Below are 19,930 nucleotides of genomic sequence, written 5' to 3'. Positions count from 1 at the left end.
TTCTATCTATATTCTATCATTTTTATAAACCGGTTTCACTACTTTATCTATTCATAAAATAATTTGTCACAATTAAGTTTACAATACTCATGATAATCGCAACAATTAGTGCTGAACCAAAACTTGTAAAATAAAATGCACCTTTCATTACAACTGAGGTCAATTCTAGTAATAAAGCATTGATTACAAAATAAAATAGCCCCATTGTCCACAAAGTTATCGGTAAAGATAAAATTATTAAAAATGGTTTTACAAACGTATTTAACAATCCTAAAACAAAAGCAGCCATGAATGCTACCCAAACATTGGCCACATGTAACCCTGAGCTATATAAACCAGCAATCGCTATGAAAAATATGCCATTTATCAAAACTCTCTTCCAAAAACCTAAATACATTGTTTAATCCTTTCTATCATCTTTAATGTCCTTTTCAGTAACATTTGTTAATGTTTTTCTACCTTTTTCTTCTTTAACATCATCTGTTTTCTCAAAATATGAGAATGGATCAAAAGTTGAGTCAAAATCATCTCTATTAATTTTTTTAACTGGAATTGCTAGCATCATAATAATATAAATTCCAGGCACTACCATAGACAATGGCCTAAAAATACTAGTAATAATCGTCAAAGCTACAAAAGTTATTCTGACATACTTAGCATCTATTCCTAAATATTCACCAATACCACCACAAACTCCACCAACTATACGATTTCTATTTGATCTGTATAATTTTTTCATATATTGCTATCCCTACCTTGCCTTAAATCTTGGTAAAATCACATAAAATGTTGTTCCCTTATTAATTTGACTTTTAACTTTTATCCTTCCAGATAAAGCATCAACTGATTCCTTTACAACAGCTAAACCTAATCCTGTTCCACCAACTGTTTTACTATGTGATTTATCTACACGATAAAATCTCTCAAAGATCCTTTCTTTATCTTCATCCGATATACCAATACCTGTATCACTGATAACAAAGACCCACTCATTTTTTTTATCATTTTGGACCTTAATTTTTATTTCCCCATTTTCTAAATTATATCGAATTGCATTTTGAATTAAATTAGTGATAATATGCTTTAATTTCAATTTATCACAATATAAACTTAATTCTTCATCTATTTCTATCCTAACATTCAATCTTTTTTTCTCAATTTCATGACTAAATAATTGTAATGTATCTTTAACCAACTTAAAGATATTTACCAACTCAATATTCAAATTTCCATGCTCGTTTAATCTAGAAATAGTTATCATATCATCAACTAAGTTCGAGAGTTTAGTACTTTCATCATGAATAATTTCAATAAATTGTTTACTAACTTCTTTATCATTTAGAGCACCATCTAATAATGTCTCACTAAATCCTGTTATTGCAGTAATAGGCGTTTTTATTTCATGACTAAGATTTCCCACAAAATCTAATTGCTTTTTTTCCACTTCTTTTTGAGCTGTTAAATCTCGTAACATTAGCATTATTAAGTAGCGCTTAGAATCTATTGGAATATAGATAGCACTTACCTCAACAATTTTTTGAACTGTATCGACTTTTAATACAATCTGTTTTTTCTTATCTTCCTTGGTCAACTTAACTTGCTCAATTAATTTTCTCACATCAAGATTGTAAATATAATTTTGATAATCTTGATTTTTCCATTCATTGTCAAAATCAAAAAAATCTTTTCCTAATTCATTAGACATTGTTAATCTATCTTTATAATCAATAACTAATATTCCAATATCAATGTATTCTAATAAACTCAAATATTCTCTTTTTCTTTTATCATATTTTTTAGAAAGCTTATTTTGTTTATCTTGAACATAACCTATAGATTGAGATAACTCATAATAAGGATTCTTCTTATCTATCACATTATCAGTTAATTTGATATCTTCTATAATTTTCTTATTTAATCTCTCTATCTCTTTTCTTTGTTTTCTACTATTCCACAAATCAATTCCTGTATCTAATACTACAAGTACTACAACAGCAATTATAATTTGTATCCACGATTCTCTTTCCAAAAACTCTGATAGAACCGATTTTTTAAAATCAACCATTATCAATACTGCACCTAGCATTGATATTAGAACTAAAACAATATTTAATAAAACAAGTCTAATTTTACTCATTATTCGTCCTCAAAGCGATAGCCGAAGCCTCTAACGGTTTTTAAAAAAATAGGTTTCTTAGGATTCTCCTCTATTTTTTCCCGTAAATGACTGACATGCATATCTACCATTCTTGTTTGACCGATATAGTCAAATCCCCAAACATTGTTCAACAATTCTTCGCGTCCTAAAACCCTACCTTTTTTTCTTAAAAAATATACAAGCAATTCGAATTCTTTAGGCGTTAACTTAATTAAATTATTATTTTTATCTCTCAATTCATAACTATCAAGATTTACCATATAGTTTCCAAAGTAATACTTATTTTTGGAATCCTTCTCTGAATTATCAGAATAATGTTCCACTCTTCTTTTGACTGCTTTTAACCTAGCAACAATTTCACGTGGTGAGAAGGGTTTAGTCAAATAGTCATCAGCACCTAATTCCAGTCCAATGATCTTATCATACTCATCATCCTTAGCAGTAAGAATAAGAATATATGTTGTTATCTTTTCTTGTCTTATTCTCTTAGTAACTTCAATTCCATCAATTCCTGGCAACATTAGATCTAAGATTATAAAGTCGTATTTGCCAGTTAATCCTTCATCTAATGCATCATTTCCATTATTAACGGTTTTAACTTCATAGCCTGCCTTTTCTAAATTATATTTCAACAATGTTGTTATTGCTTGTTCATCATCTACAACCAATACTTTTGCCATATTTTCACCTTCTAACTAGTGGAATAAAATTAAGCCGATTTCATGAGGAGAATCCATGAAAATGGCACTTTCCGCAATTCGTAAATCTCCCTCATAAGTTCTCACTTTAACATGGCAATATGCAGAGTTTAGTTGTAATGCTTGATAAAATTCTTCCTCAGAATTTACTACTCTATTATTGCATGTCAAAATAACATCTCCCGGCTGCAACTTCATTTTTGCTGCAGGTGTCTCTGGCTGAACTGAAATGATTCTAATACCTTCATCTGTTTCCACATACCAAGAATCGGCATCTTTCTCTTTCTTTCTAAGTTTAATTTCAAAAAATATCGATACTACTGTCAAAATTATCAAACTGATCAAAAATAGTTTTGACATAAATTTAGTTAATACTATTAAAACAAAAGTTAAACCTAAAAGTAATTCAATATTCTTTAATTTATCTTGTATTACTCGTTCCTTAGCTCTTTTTATAACTTTAACGCTAGTACTTATAAAAATTGGAAATAGAATTAACGAAAATTTTTGATTACCAATATTAAAAACTGGCCAAAAATTCAAAGTGCTAGAGAGAGTACCACTAGGGATTAATGCCAACAGTGGAAACACAACCGTTTCTCTTCCTAAATATGTAGCAATGTTTCTACCACGTTTTCCACTTTTTATCCTTGGACTTAATGGATGCTTCTTCATATTTCTCGTTAGATAATAATCGGCTAATATTGAAATAAATATTAACAATAGCCAACTAGGCCCTGATATTTCTGGAAATACATCTCCAAAAAATGTAATGAATCTTGGGACAACTAACTCTAATATACCTGCTGCAGTCATAACTAATAACATGCTTGTTGTTGAAAATCCGTTTATTAAAAACGCCAGTACTACTAAAATTTGATATATGTATACACTATTTGTAGGCAAGGTTAGTCCTAATATCATGGAAATTAAACTTCCCATCACAAAAAAGAACAGACCATATTTTATGAAATTTCGCCCCTCATAAAAATCCTTATTTATCGCAACTCTAAATTGTTTTCTTTCTTTATTAATTCTCTGATTATAACTAATAATTACGTACAATATTCCTAACCATAAAACAGGTGTCAATAAGTAACTACCTATAAGTTTTAAAATTAACAAGTTAACGTCCCTCCTCAAAACATAGTTTAATTTAAGTATATCAAATTTTGTAATTCATTGACAAAAATATCACATAATAAAAAAAGCACCTATAATCAGTCATTACTAATTACTGATTTATTGGTGCTTCAACCCTCTATAGTTTTATTATATAACAATTATTGTGGATTAGCTTGTTGCAGCTTCCATTGTAAATAAGCATTAATAAATGGATCTAAATCTCCATCCATGACTGCTTGAATATTTCCAGTTTCATAATCAGTGCGATGATCTTTGACCATTGAGTATGGATGAAAGACATATGATCTAATCTGGGAACCCCAACCAATATCTAATTGTTCCCCTTGAATAGCAGCACGTTGCTTTTCTTTTTCTTCCATCTCCAATTGATATAACTTAGCACGTAACATATTTTCTGCAGTTGCTCTATTTTGAAATTGAGAACGTTGTGCCTGACTTGAAACAACTATTCCCGTTGGTATATGAATAAGTCTAACAGCTGAAGAAGTTTTATTAATATGCTGTCCACCTGCTCCACTAGCACGAAAGACTTCCATTTTTATATCTTCAGGTCTTAACTCAACTTCAACAGAATCATCAAGTTCTGGCATAACATTAACAGATGCAAATGAGGTATGACGTCTTCCGGCAGAATCAAATGGTGAAATACGTACTAGTCTATGAACTCCTCGTTCGCTTCGTAGATAACCATAAGCATTTTTTCCTTCTATCATAAGCGTTACACTTTTTATACCAGCATCATCGCCTGGTTGATAATCTACAGTTTCAACTTTAAAATCGTGTTGACTAGCCCAGCGTGTATACATTCTTAGTAACATTGATCCCCAATCTTGAGATTCTGTGCCACCTGCTCCAGGATGAATTTCTAAAATAGCATTATTCTTATCATACTTTTCACTTAACAACATATTTAATTGATATGATTGTAACAATTTTTCAGCATGTTGATAATTTTCTTCTAAATCTGCTTGTAATTCCTCATCATCTGGAATTTCTTGTAATAACTCTAACGATACTCCTAAATCTGAAATAGATTCCGCTAGTTCATGAAATGTCTCAAATTTTGCCTTTAAATCATTATTTTCAGCAATAACCTCTTGTGCTTTTTCTTGATCGTCCCAAAATCCTGGCTCTGCCATCCTTGCTTCATTTTCTGCAATCTTTTCTTCTAAAGCATCTAAGTCAAAGAGACCTCCTAAATTCACTAACTTTATTACTCATTTCAGCAATATTTTTCTTATATTCACTTAATTCTAAGTTCAAAATCATCGCTCCTATCAATAATTTAGTCTGTATACTATAAAGGCTAGAAAGAAGAACTTCTTTCCAGTCTTTACTGTTTATTATCGCTTTATGTCTTGTCTAATTTCAGCTTTCAAGAACAAACGAGTAACATCATATTCGATTGCACCTACCATTTGTTCAAACATTCTGAAACCATCTTGTTGATATTCTACCAATGGATTTAATTGTCCATATCCACGCAAACCAATAGATTGTCTTAATTGATCCATTTCATCAATATGATCTGTCCACAATGAGTCAACAACTCTTAGAATTACAACTTTTTCAAATTCTAACATTTGGCTTTCATCATACAATTGCTTTTCTTTTTCAGCATAGATATCTTCTGCACGTTTCATTAAATAGTCAACAATTTCATCCGGTGTTTTATTCACCAAATCACCTAAACTAATAGTATCTTCATTAACCATTGCAGAAACAGCAAAATCTAAAATACCTTGCAAATTCCATTCACTCTTATCACCTTGAGTATGCATCAAAACTGTATGCTTTACAGTTCTTTCAATCATAGGCATAATTATTGGTTTCAAACTCTTTTCTTCCATGATTACTTGTTGTCTTTGAGCATAAATAACTTCACGTTGAGCTCTCATAACATCATCATATTGAAGAACTTGCTTACGAGTATCATAGTTATTACCTTCAACACGTTTTTGTGCTGATTCTACTTGACGACTTATCATCTTGGATTGAATAACTGCATCGTCATCACTAACTTTCATTCTTTCCAAGAAGTTCTTAATGCGTTCCGATCCAAAACGCAACATTAAATCGTCTTCTAATGATAGATAGAACTGAGTAACACCCGGATCTCCTTGACGACCTGAACGTCCACGTAACTGATTATCAATTCTTCGTGATTCATGACGTTCAGTACCGATAACAGCTAATCCACCTAATTCACGAACACCAGGTCCAAGTTTGATATCAGTACCACGACCAGCCATGTTAGTAGCAATTGTTACCGCACCACGTTGACCAGCATTCATTACAATTTCAGCTTCACGAGCATGATTTTTAGCATTTAAAACAGAATGTGGTATGCCTTCATCGTCTAACATCTTAGACAATAATTCAGAAGTTTCAACTGCAACTGTACCTACTAAAACAGGTTGTCCTTTTTCATGACGTGCTTTTACATCTCTTACTACTGCATTAAATTTACTCTTTAGTGTAGGATATAACAAATCAGGCTTGTCTACACGAGCAATTGGTTTGTTTGTAGGAATAGATACAACTTCCATATTATAAATTTCACGGAATTCTTCACGTTCTGTCTTAGCTGTACCTGTCATTCCAGAAAGTTTATTATACATTCTGAAGAAGTTCTGATAAGTAATGTTAGCCATTGTCTTTGTTTCTTCTTCAATTTCAACATGTTCTTTTGCTTCAATAGCTTGGTGTAATCCGTCAGAATAACGACGTCCATCCATAATACGTCCAGTAAATTGATCAACAATTAGAACTTCACCATCACGTACAACGTAATCTTTATCTCTTAACATGATGTAATTAGCACGTAGAGCATTATCCAAATGATGGTTTAGTGCCATATTATCTGGGTCATATAAGTTCTTTAATCCAAAATATTTTTCACCTTTACGGATACCATCTTCTGTCAATGAAACTGTCTTTGATTCCAAATCAATCTTGAAATCTTCATCTTCTGTCAAAGTCTTAGCAAAACGATCAGTTCTAGTATAAAGAGTTGTCGTTCCCGTTGCTTGACCAGAAATAATCAATGGTGTTCTAGCTTCATCAATTAAAATAGAGTCAACTTCGTCTACGATAACAAAATTCAATGGACGTTGAACCATATCTTCCTTGTAAACAACCATGTTATCACGCAAATAATCAAAACCAAGCTCACTATTAGTTGAATAAGTAATATCACAATTATAAGCATTACGCTTTTCTTCTGGTGATTTATCAGCTAAGTTCAACCCAACAGTTAACCCTAACCATGTGTATAACTCTCCCATTTCTGTGGCATCACGTTCAGATAAATATTCGTTAACAGTAACAACGTGAACACCTTTACCAGAAATAGCATTCAAATATACTGGCATTGTAGCAGTCAAAGTTTTACCTTCACCTGTTTTCATTTCTGCAATATTACCTTCGTGCAAAACGATACCACCAATTATTTGAACATGGTATGGATACAAGCCTAGTACCCTTTTTGCACCTTCTCGGCAGACAGCAAAAGCTTCAGGTAATAAATCATCTAAGCTTTCTCCATCTTGATATCTTTTTTTAAATTCTTCTGTTTTTGCTTTTAATTCATCATCTGATAAAGCACCGAATTCATCAGCATATGATTCTACCTTATCAGCAATTTTTCCTAGGCGTTTAAGTTCTCGTTTATCACTTTCCACCCAACGTTTAAGAAGATTTGCCATATGTCAATTCCTTCCAATCCTCAATAAAATTAAACTATTTCCAAATTTGTAAACTAACCTTAATTTTACCATTAATCACTTTGAAATTAAATAATCACACTTAATAAATTCCTTAATTTCAAATTACTTATTTAACTGTAAAAAATGTTGTCTTCCTATTCCTATCATAACTAACCCAATTATAGCAGTAAATACTGCTACTAATAATAAACACAATAAAGTCGTATTCCAATTATTAAAAGTATCTTTAAGAATTCCAAAAATAACTGGGCCTGAACTTGCCAGTAAGTAACCTATAGATTGGATAAAGCCACTAACTTGTCCAACTTCTTCCCTACTACTTGAAAAAACAGTAATTAGATATAAAGATAATGCAAAACTTGTTCCTGTTGTTATTCCATTTATTAAACAAGCTAGCAATAATAACCATAAATTATCTTTAATAACAATTAGCATTCCCACACCTAAAATATATCCCACTAATAATAATAGCATTGTCAATCGTGCACTCTTTAATCTACTTACTAATTTAGGAACTACATACGAAAATGGGAATCCTATCATTTGAAATGCCGCAAATATCCATCCCGCTGTTACAGGAGAGATTCCATGATTTACTAAAACACTTGGTAACCATGCTACCAACGTGTAAAAAACTAAGGACTGCAATCCCATAAAAATTGCTAACAACCAGATAGCATGCCTTTGCCATACCTTTTCTTTTTCAAGAATTTCTACTTTATTATCTAATTCAATTTCTTTTTTAGGTAACAAAATTGCTCCAACTCCAGCAATTAATGCAGGCAATGAAAATACTTGAATTGCATTTTCCCAACCTACTAGATTTGACAGTGGAACTATCACACCTCCTGCTAAAGCAGAAATTAAATTGCTAGTAGCTATATATAATCCATTTAAAAATGCTGATTTTTCTTCAGCATAATCTACAACCAAAGCCGGTAAAGTCACATTTAAAATAGTTATTGCTACACCTACAAATAATGTACCTACAAAAATCAAACTTTCGGTATATATTCTGAAAAAATTGGCTAGCATCAACAAAAATAAACCAATTATTATTGTTCTTCTAGTTCCAATTTTTTTAATTAACAAAGAAATTAATATAGATATAAAACCAAAACATAATAATGGTATCGTAGTAAGTATCCCTAATTGAACTGTAGATAGCTTGAATGTTTCTCCTATTTTATCTATTAAAGGTGTAAGAATTATAATTGCTAATCTTAAGTTGCATGCAATTAACACTATTTCCCAAGCAAAATTATTTCTTACTTTCAACATTTATATTCATCCTCACAAAATAGTTATCGTATCATTAAAAAAAATTATAGCATTGCTCATCAAAATAAAATACCCCATAGACTAATCTATGGAGTATTTAGAGCAATTAATTATTAATTAAGCTTAGTCTTCACTAGCTTCAATTAAACCATAACGGCCATCGCGACGACGATATACAATATTTATACCACCATTTTCTGCATCTTCATAAATGAAGAAGTCATGACCTAACATGTCCATTTGTAATACAGCTTCTTCACTGTCCATTGGTTTCAAAGATAGACGCTTAGTACGAACGATTTCAAACTTCTTATCTTCTACTTCTTCTTTTTCATCTGCAACAGGTGCAAATTCAAAATTCTTAAAGCCTTTTTCACGAGACTTACGATTTACTTTAGTCTTGTATTTTCTAATTTGGCGTTCAAGTTTATCTGTAACAAGATCAATACTTGCATACATATCAGGTGAGGTTTCTTCTGCTCTCAAAACAAGATATGGTAATGGAATTGTTACTTCTACCTTTGCAGTCTTGTCTGAGTACACCTTTAAGTTTACGTGAGCCGTTGAATCAGCAGTATTATCAAAGAACTTCTCTAATTTTGCTAATCTCTTTTCAACGTATTCACGGATTGCTCCTGTAACTTCAATATTTTCACCACGAACATTGATTTTTAACATGGTAAACCTCTCCTTTCACAACTAAGTCTTATTAGACTTATATAGAGAGTAAATAAAAAAACTTTTATCACTCTTTCTACCTATATTATAATAGAAAGCGTTTAAATTATCAAATAAATTTATCAAGTTTTATGTAATTTCTTTATAAATTTCATTTAAGTTTACAATAATTTTTTAACTCATCTTGCTAAAGTTACTGAACATACTCTACTAGCTCCATTTTTTAGTAGTAATTCTTGAGCATAATATAGAGTTCTTCCTGTTGTATAAACATCATCTATTATGACATAATTTCCTTGTAGTTTATCACCTATGTATTCAAATGGTTGTTGTGTTTTCAAACGCTCACTTCTACTTTTTTCTGACTGCTTTTTATCTCTTCTTATTTTCTTCATCTTCAGAACTCTTGAATAAGGTAGATCTCCTATTAATCCTTCTACTTGATTGAAACCTCTATGTTGCATTGTATATTCATCCACTGGAATAGGAATATATATCCAATCTTTAGAGGGATAGTTATTCGTTATAAAATTTTTAAACTCTATGTTAAAAATTTTTCTCCAATAATAGTCTCCCATAAATTTATATCTTTCGAAATATTTTTTGATAATTAAATTATCATATGTATATATCGACTTATTATTCAATAAGATTTTGTTATTATTTTTCCACTTAATGCAATCATTACATAATAATAACTTTTTTTGTTCTCTCCCACATCCTTCACAAGCATTATCTATCTTACATTTTCCCAATTCTTCTCTACATCTTTTACAAACATTGTCTCGCTTATATTTTTCTAACGATAAAATCCATTTAATATTTAATTTAAAATCAATTGTGTTGTTGCATAATAAGCAATTCATGAGATACCTTCTCTCAATTTTTTAGCTTTTTTATTTAAAAATTCTATTTGTTTTTGTGCATCTTTTACCTTTCTTGTATATCTATCACAGATAAATATTACATCACCATCTGGTCTACTAACACTGCGTCCAACTCTCCCAGCAATTTGAACTAAAGCAGATGTTGAAAACACACTATTGTCAGCACCTAACACTAGTAAATCAATTTCCGGAAAAGTGACTCCTCTTTCTAAAATTGTTGTTGTTATTAAATACGTATATTCTTTGTTTCTCATTTTTTGTACTTTTTCAATTCGATATTCATCAGCTGCATGCACCGTATCACCTTTTATTTTACTAGCTAAGACTGCTTTAATTACTTCTCTTACTTTATTTAACATAGCAACATGAGGTACAAATACTAAAAACTGCTTTCCATTTTGCTCCCATTTTTTTAGATACTTTTTAATTTTTGTATCCAATTTCCCTTGTAAAATAAATCCCCACCAATTATTTGTAAATTCTACTTTTATAGTAGGTAAAGCATTTTGATGAAATCTCATTGGTAAATAACTTATAGATATATTCCCTCTTTTTATCTTTTTTGCCAACTCATTACTAGGCGTAGCAGTTAGATAAATAAGAGTCCCTGTTTTCTTAATAGCCTGTTTAGTTGCAAATAATAATTCTTTATTATTAACATATGGAAAAGCATCGACTTCATCAATTATCAGTACATCAAAAGCTTCTTTAAATTTTAATAATTGGTGTGTTGTACATACTACCAGTTGAGTATATCTATATGCTTCTTCATTTCTTCCATGCAAAAGAATTTTATCAATCTTTTTGAAAGCTTTATCTAAACGTGGGTATAATTCATTACATACATCCACTCTAGGAGAAACAATCGCTACACGAAAATTTTTTCTTAGAGCTTCAGCTATTGGTTTAAATAGCATTTCAGTTTTTCCAGCCCCCGTAACAGCCCATAATAAATGCTCTGTATTTTTTCCAATTATATTAATTAGTTCATTAGAACATACCTCTTGAAATTTAGACAATTTCCCGTCCCACGTTAAAATTTCATCAACATTATTAAAATGATTATCCTCAATAACATGAACTAAATTATTCAATGTACTGACTCTTCCTAAAACAATACATTTCGGGCAATAGTAATTATCATAGGGTAGTTTAGCTCTTTCCTTAGTTGTTACTTTTCCACAACGATTACACTTTATTTTATTTTTAAAAACCTTAATTGCTTGATAAACTTCAATATTATCAGATGACATTATTTTTTCTTCCGATTTATCAACTACTACTAAACGACCAGCCATTTCATTAAAATCCATCCATACCTGCCCTCCCAATATTTTCTACTTTCTATATACGCAGAAATGACAGAAAATACTAAATATTTTCTGTCATTTTTTATTTTTCTATTTTATTTTCAGACAAGAGAACTATTTTTTTAATAAAATTCAATAATGGACGTCGTGATTCACCAACTAATCCAATAACCTCAACGAAAATTTCTAATCCCAATAGTGTAGCTACTGTCAATAAAACAGAGCCCCAAAAACTAGAAATAGGATATAGCAATGAAATAGATGAAAAAATCAATGCTATTCCATAAATAACTAATACGGTTTGTCTATGACTCAATCCCATTTGCATTAGTCTATGATGCAAATGATGCTTATCAGCTTGTGAAATTGGTTTTTTATTTAAAATTCTTCGTAAGATTGCATAGACAGTATCAGTTATTGGTACTCCTAAAATAATAACTGGAATTATTATTGTAATAAATGTCGCATTCTTCAAACCATATAATGCAAAAACCGAGATCATGAAACCTATAAATAAAGATCCCGTATCACCTAAATATATCTTAGCAGGATGAAAATTATATGGCAAAAATCCTATCAATGCTGCTACTAACGTAAACATCATTATTGATATAAAAGTATTGGTTACATTTAAAAAGAAATATCCTGTAACTGCACTGGTAGATAAAGCAATAATTGCTACTCCAGTTGCTAATCCATCTAATCCATCAATTAAATTAACTGCATTAGTAATTGCTAAAATCCATATTAGTGTTATTGGTAAACTTAACCACCCTAAAGTTACTGTACCTAAAAATGGTAATGTAATAGTTGTCATTTTAATTTTAGCAATAAAAAATACTACTAAAGCTGCTAAAGTTATTCCATATATTTTTTGTCTAGGTTTTAATTCATAAATATCATCTATTATTCCAGTAGCTAAAATTATACATTCTGCTAACAATAATGCCCACAATTGTTCGATTGGGTATTGCTTTCTCAATAAAAGAAAATTAGTCACATTAAATGCTAGAAAAATAGCTAATCCACCCATTGTCGGCATAGGAACCTTATTTACACGACGAGCATTTGGATTGTCAACAGCTCCTACTTTAAATGCTAACAATCTTATAAACGGAGTCAAAATAGCTGATAGAATCATTGTTGCAAATAGAGATGCTATAATTCTATACATATTATCCTCTTTCTTAAGTTCTAACTATATGTAGAACTATATTTTAACAATTTATTATATACCGCTATCTTATCATAACTTATCAAATTAGTCATTAATACCTAAAATAAAATAGGATTGACAATTTAACATCGCCAATCCTTATTTTAATTATTTTTTCAAATGATAATTATAAGTTGAAACAATGATGTTTTCTCGAGAATTCAAAGCTGTTCTTAAACGTAATGCTGTTTGGTTATGCAAGATATTTTGCCAAGGTTTCTTAGGTACAAATTGAGGTACCAAGACCGTAACTGAATAATTTCTTTCCGCAGCTTTCTTAGCAATAACATCACAGAATCTAATAACAGGTGTCTGAACCGAACGATAAGATGAATGTAAATCAACAAATCTCACATCGCCAAATGATTCCTTAAATTCCTTAGCAGTTTCGTGTTCTTTTTTAGGGTTAGTATCAAACGAAACATGCATTGCAATTACATAGTCACCAATTGAACGAGCATAGTTAATAGCACCAGTAGTTACATGAGTTACAGAACTAACTAATACAATAACAGTTGAACCGTCATAATCATGCAATTGAGCATCATTGCTTAATCTTAATTGAGCGGCAATCTTCACATAGTGATCGTGTATCTTATAGAATCCAAAAATCAATGCTGGCATGATAATCAAATATGGCCATACATTTTCAAAATGTAACCAGAACAAGAAAATAACTAGAGCCAATGAAATTAGAGCACCTACCAAATTAAACATTGAGTTTAAAATCCAATGTTTACCTCGTTCTCTAAACCAATGAATGATCATTCCAGACTGAGATAAAGTAAATGGCACAAACACACCTACTGCATATAAAGGTATCAATAGATTAGTTTGTCCATGGAAAATTAAAATCAAAGTAATCGCGCCAATTGCCAATGCAATAATACCATTAGAGTATCCTAAGCGATCACCCTTGTCCATAAACATATGTGGCATAAATTTATCCTTGGCAAGATTATATGCAAGGATTGGGAATGCTGAAAAACCTGTATTAGCAGCAACAGCTAAAATCATCGCAGTTGCCAATTGTAATAGATAAAATAGCACTCCATGCCCAAATACGGCAATACCTATTTGTGATAAAACTGTTTGCTTGGAATTAGGTAAAATACCTAAGTAGTAACTTAAGAATGTAATTCCAGCAAAGAAGATACCCAAAATCAATGCCATAATTCCTAATGTATTAGCAGCATTTTTACGTTTAGGTTTCTTAAAGTTTGGAACTGCATTACTAATAGCTTCAACCCCTGTTAATGAGGAAGAACCTGCAGAAAAAGCTTTTAAGAATAAAAGCACTGACATTCCAGGAACTGCTTGACCGACATGCGCAGCTGCAGCATAGTGGATATTACCTGTGAAGATATTAAACAATCCCCAACCCACCAAAGCTACAATCATAATTACAAAGAAATATACTGGAACCGTCAAAAATGAAGCTGATTCACGCAATCCTCTTAAATTCAAAGTCATAATGAACAGGACAATTAAAATAGATATACCTACACTATGAGCCCTCAAAGAAGGTATCGCAGAAGTGATTGCTTCTGTACCAGATGTTACAGATACAGCTACCGTAAGCATATAGTCAACTAATAAAGAACCTCCAGCTACTAATCCTGCACCTGTTCCCCAGTTCTGCGTAGCAACAACATAAGCACCACCGCCAGAAGGATACGCATGGATAATTTGTCGATATGACATAGTTATTGCAAAAAGTAAAATCAATACTATCCCTGCTGCTGGAATTGCATACCATGTAGCTGCTGCAGATAAAACAAATAAAGCTGTTGTAATTTGTTCTGTACCATAAGCAACTGAGGATAAAGCATCTGATGAAAGTAATGCTAGAGCTTTAAATTTTGTTAACGCTTGGCCGCCTTCTTCTGTTGTCTTAAGCGGCTCCCCAATAAGTAATCTTTTTAAGTAACGCCACATAATAATTGCTCCCTTAATTTAATTATCTATTTTTCTCTTTTCTTAACTAAATGTTAAGAATATTTTGATACAAATTATATAAAATCATATTTCATTCAAAGTTTCAACAGCTATTTAATCAAAATGTTTAAAAAAGTAAATTTGTTAGAATTTTGTCACATAGGTCTTGTTAAAAATTAACCATTAATTATTAAAAATACTTTTGATTTTATTTCTAATTTTAATAAAACCATTTCGAACTAAGTTAACAATTTTGGTTGTATAACTTAATAACGTATTAATCGTTATTACAATTAATATTAATAAAACAATACATTCTTTTGATGGCAATGTGATGCCAAATAGCCATGGTAAAAACACACAACTTCCTATCAATCCTAAGATACATCCCACATAAACGGTTACTCTAAGGACATTGAATGGCTTACAAGTCTTATACAAAACTATCAATCCTACTATAGATAATAAAATAGTAGAAGCTGTTGAATAATCTGCATATTTTATTTCAAACATCGAAGCTAGAAGTACCATCATTTCCACAACTATCACATCAGTTATTCCTGCTGGAAAGGCCCTTAGTAATATATTAGATAAAAATCGCCCTTCTATCTTTTCTTTATTAGGTTGTAACGCTAGGAAAAAGGCAGGTATCCCAATTGTAAACATCCCTATCAATGAAACTTGTGCAGGCTTTAAAGGATAAGTAAATGATAAAATAACTGCTAACATTGATAAGAAAAAGGAAAATATATTCTTTACCAAAAACAAACTAGCAGAACGTTGAATGTTATTTACTACACGTCTTCCTTCTAAAACCACATCAGGCATACATGAAAAATTCGATTCCAACAGCACTACTTGCGATGAATAAACTGCAGCATCACTACCAGACGCCATAGCTATACTACAATCTGCATCTTTCAGTGCTAGCACGTCATTTACTCCATCGCCTGTCATAGCAACAGTTCTTCCTTGTTCTTTCAAAATTCGTATAATTTCTCTTTTTTGCGTTGGTGTCACCCTACCAAAAATATTATAGTTTTTAACTGCTTCAGCTAGGTCCTCTTTTGTCTCTAACTTTGTAGCATCAATGTACAAATCTGCATTTTCAATCTGTGCTTTTTTAGATATTTCTGAAACAGTTTGCGGATTATCTCCAGAAATAACCTTTACTTCTACTCCCTGCTCCTTAAAATAATTAAATGTTGCAGGTGCCTCTTTTCTTATGGGATTTGTTATTAATACATATCCTATAGGAATTACTTTACCTGTAATTTTCTTATCCATAAAACCATCTAAAGCTTTTCCAAACACTAGTACTCTGTATCCTTTTTTAGTATCTTCATTAATATTATCTTGATATAATGGAAAATCTTCACGCAATACAAATTCAGGAGCACCTAATATATATGCATCATTTTCAAAAACAGCCCCACTATACTTATTTTTTGATGTAAATGGAATGATTTCACTTGCTATTACTTTACTCGTCTGTTTACAATAATTTCTTATAGCTTTCATAGTATTATTACTTTCATCTATTGCATAAACAAACTTTGCTAATAACTCTTCAAAGGCATCTCTGTTCTCTACATCGATTGCTTTTATTTTTTCTACTTTCATTTCATTTTCAGTAATTGTTCCTGTTTTATCTACACATAAAACATCTACCCTTGCTAGAGTTTCAATACTTTTCATATCATGAAGCAATACTTTTTTCTTAGCTAGCCTCATGGAACTAACAGCTAGTGCTACACTTGTTAACAAATACAGCCCCTCTGGTATCATACCTAAAACAGCTGCTACCATAGATGTTATATTGTCATGTAAACTTTCATGATTTATGAAAATCCCTTGTATAAATAAAACAATTCCAATCGGAACTAACGCTACACCTACAAATTTTACTAATATATCAAGATCTTGGATCATTTCAGAACGTTCAACATTTTTCATTTTCTTAGCTTCTAATGTTAACTTAGAAATATATGAGTCTTTGCCAACCGCTGTTAGTCTTGCTCTACACTTTCCAGCAATAATAAAGCTACCTGACATTAATTTATCTCCTAGCTTTTTAGGAATTTCATCAGACTCACCTGTCAATAAAGATTCGTTTACTAAAACTTCTCCACTTACAATTTCACTATCAGCTAAAATTTGATTCCCCGTTTTAAAGATTACAATATCATCTAATACTAAATCTTCTGCATTTACTTGTGTAACCTCTCCATTTCTTACTACCATAGCCTGCGGAAAATTTAGCATCGTTAACTTATCAACAACTTTTTTTGCCCTTAATTCTTGAATTATCCCAATAAAAATATTTGCAATAATAATTGGTAAAAAGGTTAAGTTTCTAAATGAATTTACTAAACATAAAAGTAAAGTTAATATTAAAAATATCAAATTAAAATATGTAAATATATTTTCTGCAACTATTTCTTTGGCAGTACGTACAGGTGGTTTCACTGCCTCATTACTCCAACCATTTTTCTTATATTTTTCCACTTGTTTATCCGTAAGCCCATAGTCTGCATCAGGAGTTATCCTATTTATATCAATTTTTTCGTTACTTGATTTTTTCATTACTATCCCCCAATCCCTAACTATCACTAATGTTAGTATAACATGTAGGATATAATAAAATCATTGAACAATCTTTAACTTTTATATAATACATTTAAAATATTATATAATTTTAAAAAAATAAACACTGAAATTTCATGACTGAAATCTCAGTGTTTATTACTTATTTTAATTTAGTAATCTAAACCTAGATTACATCATACCACCCATACCTGGTGTTGCAGGCATTTGGTCGTTACTTTCTGGTTCTGGCTTATCAGCAACTACTGCTTCTGTTGTTAATAATAAAGCAGATACACTAGCTGCATTTTGAAGTGCTGAACGAGTTACCTTTGTAGGATCTACAATACCAGCTTCAACCATGTCAACCCATTCATTTGTAGCAGCATTGAAACCTACACCTGGTTTTTGTTCCTTTAATTTTTCAACAATTACAGAACCTTCTAAACCTGCATTTTCTGCGATTTGACGAACAGGTTCTTCCAAAGCACGTTTTACAATGTTAATACCTGTTTGTACATCGCCTTCTTCTTCCAAAGCAGCAACTTTACCAATAACATTTACCAATGCTGTACCACCACCAGGAACAAATCCTTCTTCAACAGCAGCACGTGTAGCATTCAAAGCATCTTCAATACGGTACTTACGTTCTTTCAATTCTGTTTCAGTTGCAGCACCAACTTTAATAACTGCAACACCACCAGATAATTTAGCCAAACGTTCTTGTAATTTTTCACGATCAAAATCAGAAGTTGTTTCACTAATTTGCTTCTTAATTTGTTCTACACGTTCAGCAATCTTGTCCTTATCACCAGCGCCTTCAACAATTGTTGTATTTTCCTTAGTTACTGTTACTTTTCCAGCAGAACCTAATTGTTCAACTGTTGTATCTTTCAATTGTAAGCCTAAGTCATCTGTGATAACAGTAGCACCTGTCAATGTAGCAATATCTTGTAACATTGCCTTACGACGATCGCCAAATCCTGGAGCCTTAACTGCAACAACGTTAAATGTTCCACGAATCTTGTTCAAAACAAGTGTAGGTAATGCTTCACCGTCTACATCATCAGCAATAATCAATAATGGACGACCTTGTTGTACAATTGATTGCAATAATGGTAATACTTCTTGAATGTTTGAAATCTTCTTATCTGTTAATAAAATGTATGGATTATCTAAATCAGCTTCCATCTTATCATTATCAGTTACCATATATTGTGATAGATAACCTCTATCAAATTGCATACCTTCAACAACATCTAAAGAAGTATCGATACCCTTAGATTCTTCAATTGTAATAACACCATCATTACCAACCTTTTCCATAGCATCGGCAATTAATTTACCAACTTCTTCGTTAGCAGATGAAATAGAAGCAACTTGTGCAATATCACTCTTGGATTCTACTGTATGGGACATTTCATGTAATGCATCAACTGCAGCCTTAGTTGCTAATTCAATACCACGACGAATTCCAACTGGGTTTGCACCAGCAGTTACATTCTTCATACCTTCATTTACAATAGCTTGTGTTAAAACAGTAGCAGTTGTTGTACCATCACCTGCGATATCATTTGTCTTAGAAGCAACTTCAGACACCAATTTTGCTCCCATATTTTCGAAATGATCTTCTAAATCAATAGCCTTAGCAATTGTTACACCATCATTTGTAATTGTTGGGGAACCATAAGATTGTTCCAAAACAACATTACGGCCTTTAGGACCAATAGTTGATTTTACTGTATTTGCTAATTTATCTACACCCTTCAACATCTTTGAACGAGCATCTTCTGAAAACTTAATTTCCTTTGCCATAAATCTCTTCACCTCAAATTAATTAAAAATTAATCTATAACCGCAATAATATCATTTTCACGGATTACTAAATATTCTTCGCCTTCATATTTAACTTCAGAACCAGCATACTTATCAAAAACAACTGATTGACCAACTTTTACTTCAGGTTCAACCCTTTGTCCATTGTCTAAGATACGTCCGTTACCAACAGCAATTACTTCACCTGTTGTAGGCTTTTCTTTTGCATTACTTGCGATAACAATTCCACCAATGGATTGTTCTTCTTCCTTTTGAACTTTTAAAACAACGCGATCTCCTAATGGTTTAAGCACGTCTAATCCCTCCAATATCAATCATCTGTATCATTTAGCACTCTCAACTCCTGAGTGCTAACTACAATTAATACTATAACCACTTTAAATATAAATTGCAAGTATTTTTTATCACTCGACACATTAGAGTGCTAATTTTTTTATTTGACCTGTTAATGGTACAATTAAATTTAAA

16 protein-coding genes are annotated in these 19,930 nt (G+C 31.4%); all 16 read right to left on the bottom strand.

Going from position 1 to position 19,930, the window contains the following annotated elements:
- Window positions 1–43 precede the first annotated feature (43 nt).
- The 16 genes from NOU10_RS00440 to groES all read right to left on the bottom strand — a co-directional run bounded on the left by NOU10_RS00440 (window position 44) and on the right by groES (window position 19,755).
- Complete coding sequence (locus NOU10_RS00440; RefSeq protein ID WP_003700632.1) at window positions 44–397, bottom strand: phage holin family protein; 354 nt, start codon at window positions 395–397, stop codon at window positions 44–46.
- 3 nt (window positions 398–400) lie between these two features.
- A complete protein-coding gene (locus tag NOU10_RS00435) occupies window positions 401–739 on the bottom strand; it encodes a PspC domain-containing protein (RefSeq protein WP_069469133.1) in 339 nt (112 codons plus the stop codon).
- Between the two features lie 12 nt (window positions 740–751).
- The gene (locus NOU10_RS00430) at window positions 752–2,137 is read right to left on the bottom strand and encodes a cell wall metabolism sensor histidine kinase WalK (protein ID WP_049165108.1); all 1,386 of its coding nucleotides are present in this window, start codon (window positions 2,135–2,137) and stop codon (window positions 752–754) included.
- Window positions 2,137–2,838: a response regulator transcription factor gene (locus NOU10_RS00425; protein ID WP_047035794.1), complete on the bottom strand. Its 702-nt coding sequence runs from the start codon at window positions 2,836–2,838 to the stop codon at window positions 2,137–2,139. The genes NOU10_RS00430 and NOU10_RS00425 overlap by 1 nt, the downstream gene beginning before the upstream one ends.
- A gap of 15 nt (window positions 2,839–2,853) precedes the next feature.
- A complete protein-coding gene (locus NOU10_RS00420; RefSeq protein WP_250200470.1) occupies window positions 2,854–3,981 on the bottom strand; it encodes a PDZ domain-containing protein in 1,128 nt (375 codons plus the stop codon).
- Between the two features lie 158 nt (window positions 3,982–4,139).
- A protein-coding gene (gene prfB / locus NOU10_RS00415) for a peptide chain release factor 2 (protein ID WP_099450942.1) occupies window positions 4,140–5,271 on the bottom strand; the annotation gives its coding sequence in 2 pieces (ribosomal slippage) (window positions 4,140–5,186 and window positions 5,188–5,271; 1,131 coding nt in all).
- Between the two features lie 74 nt (window positions 5,272–5,345).
- Window positions 5,346–7,709 carry a preprotein translocase subunit SecA gene (gene secA, locus NOU10_RS00410; RefSeq protein ID WP_003700639.1) on the bottom strand — a complete coding sequence of 788 codons (2,364 nt, stop codon included), beginning with the start codon at window positions 7,707–7,709 and terminating at the stop codon, window positions 5,346–5,348.
- Between the two features lie 123 nt (window positions 7,710–7,832).
- On the bottom strand, window positions 7,833–9,011 hold the full coding sequence (locus NOU10_RS00405) for an MFS transporter (RefSeq protein ID WP_255905743.1): 1,179 nt from the start codon (window positions 9,009–9,011) through the stop codon (window positions 7,833–7,835).
- 123 nt (window positions 9,012–9,134) lie between these two features.
- Complete coding sequence (gene hpf, locus NOU10_RS00400) at window positions 9,135–9,689, bottom strand: ribosome hibernation-promoting factor, HPF/YfiA family (RefSeq protein ID WP_003700641.1); 555 nt, start codon at window positions 9,687–9,689, stop codon at window positions 9,135–9,137.
- 179 nt (window positions 9,690–9,868) lie between these two features.
- Window positions 9,869–10,555 carry a ComF family protein gene (locus tag NOU10_RS00395; RefSeq protein ID WP_255905742.1) on the bottom strand — a complete coding sequence of 229 codons (687 nt, stop codon included), beginning with the start codon at window positions 10,553–10,555 and terminating at the stop codon, window positions 9,869–9,871.
- Window positions 10,552–11,889, bottom strand: coding sequence for a DEAD/DEAH box helicase (locus NOU10_RS00390; protein ID WP_255905741.1), 1,338 nt, complete (start codon window positions 11,887–11,889; stop codon window positions 10,552–10,554). Before NOU10_RS00390 ends, NOU10_RS00395 begins: the two co-directional genes overlap by 4 nt.
- Window positions 11,890–11,968: 79 nt before the next feature.
- Window positions 11,969–13,060 (bottom strand): glycosyltransferase family 4 protein, encoded by a 1,092-nt coding sequence (locus NOU10_RS00385; RefSeq protein WP_003700645.1) that lies wholly within the window; start codon window positions 13,058–13,060, stop codon window positions 11,969–11,971.
- A gap of 150 nt (window positions 13,061–13,210) precedes the next feature.
- On the bottom strand, window positions 13,211–15,040 hold the full coding sequence (locus tag NOU10_RS00380; protein ID WP_160944281.1) for an APC family permease: 1,830 nt from the start codon (window positions 15,038–15,040) through the stop codon (window positions 13,211–13,213).
- A 183-nt stretch (window positions 15,041–15,223) separates the two neighbouring features.
- Entirely contained in the window at window positions 15,224–17,626 is a 2,403-nt protein-coding gene (locus NOU10_RS00375) for a cation-translocating P-type ATPase (RefSeq protein ID WP_255905740.1), read from the bottom strand.
- 192 nt (window positions 17,627–17,818) lie between these two features.
- On the bottom strand, window positions 17,819–19,441 hold the full coding sequence (gene groL / locus NOU10_RS00370) for a chaperonin GroEL (RefSeq protein ID WP_003706536.1): 1,623 nt from the start codon (window positions 19,439–19,441) through the stop codon (window positions 17,819–17,821).
- A gap of 29 nt (window positions 19,442–19,470) precedes the next feature.
- Window positions 19,471–19,755: a co-chaperone GroES gene (gene groES, locus NOU10_RS00365; protein WP_003706535.1), complete on the bottom strand. Its 285-nt coding sequence runs from the start codon at window positions 19,753–19,755 to the stop codon at window positions 19,471–19,473.
- Window positions 19,756–19,930: the final 175 nt, after the last annotated feature.

Source organism: Ligilactobacillus sp. MP3 (assembly GCF_024436335.1).
Taxonomy (GTDB): domain Bacteria; phylum Bacillota; class Bacilli; order Lactobacillales; family Lactobacillaceae; genus Ligilactobacillus; species Ligilactobacillus salivarius.
Note: the sequence above shows the minus strand (reverse complement) of the source record. Positions and strands in the feature narration are given on the sequence as shown.

Coding starts and splice junctions, on each gene's coding strand:
- NOU10_RS00440 (WP_003700632.1), bottom strand. CDS start 397: ATGTATTTAGGTTTTTGGAAGAGAGTTTTGATAAATGGCATATTTTTC.
- NOU10_RS00435 (WP_069469133.1), bottom strand. CDS start 739: ATGAAAAAATTATACAGATCAAATAGAAATCGTATAGTTGGTGGAGTT.
- NOU10_RS00430 (WP_049165108.1), bottom strand. CDS start 2,137: ATGAGTAAAATTAGACTTGTTTTATTAAATATTGTTTTAGTTCTAATA.
- NOU10_RS00425 (WP_047035794.1), bottom strand. CDS start 2,838: ATGGCAAAAGTATTGGTTGTAGATGATGAACAAGCAATAACAACATTG.
- secA (WP_003700639.1), bottom strand. CDS start 7,709: ATGGCAAATCTTCTTAAACGTTGGGTGGAAAGTGATAAACGAGAACTT.
- NOU10_RS00405 (WP_255905743.1), bottom strand. CDS start 9,011: ATGTTGAAAGTAAGAAATAATTTTGCTTGGGAAATAGTGTTAATTGCA.
- hpf (WP_003700641.1), bottom strand. CDS start 9,689: ATGTTAAAAATCAATGTTCGTGGTGAAAATATTGAAGTTACAGGAGCA.
- NOU10_RS00395 (WP_255905742.1), bottom strand. CDS start 10,555: ATGAATTGCTTATTATGCAACAACACAATTGATTTTAAATTAAATATT.
- NOU10_RS00390 (WP_255905741.1), bottom strand. CDS start 11,889: ATGGATTTTAATGAAATGGCTGGTCGTTTAGTAGTAGTTGATAAATCG.
- NOU10_RS00385 (WP_003700645.1), bottom strand. CDS start 13,060: ATGTATAGAATTATAGCATCTCTATTTGCAACAATGATTCTATCAGCT.
- NOU10_RS00380 (WP_160944281.1), bottom strand. CDS start 15,040: ATGTGGCGTTACTTAAAAAGATTACTTATTGGGGAGCCGCTTAAGACA.
- NOU10_RS00375 (WP_255905740.1), bottom strand. CDS start 17,626: ATGAAAAAATCAAGTAACGAAAAAATTGATATAAATAGGATAACTCCT.
- groL (WP_003706536.1), bottom strand. CDS start 19,441: ATGGCAAAGGAAATTAAGTTTTCAGAAGATGCTCGTTCAAAGATGTTG.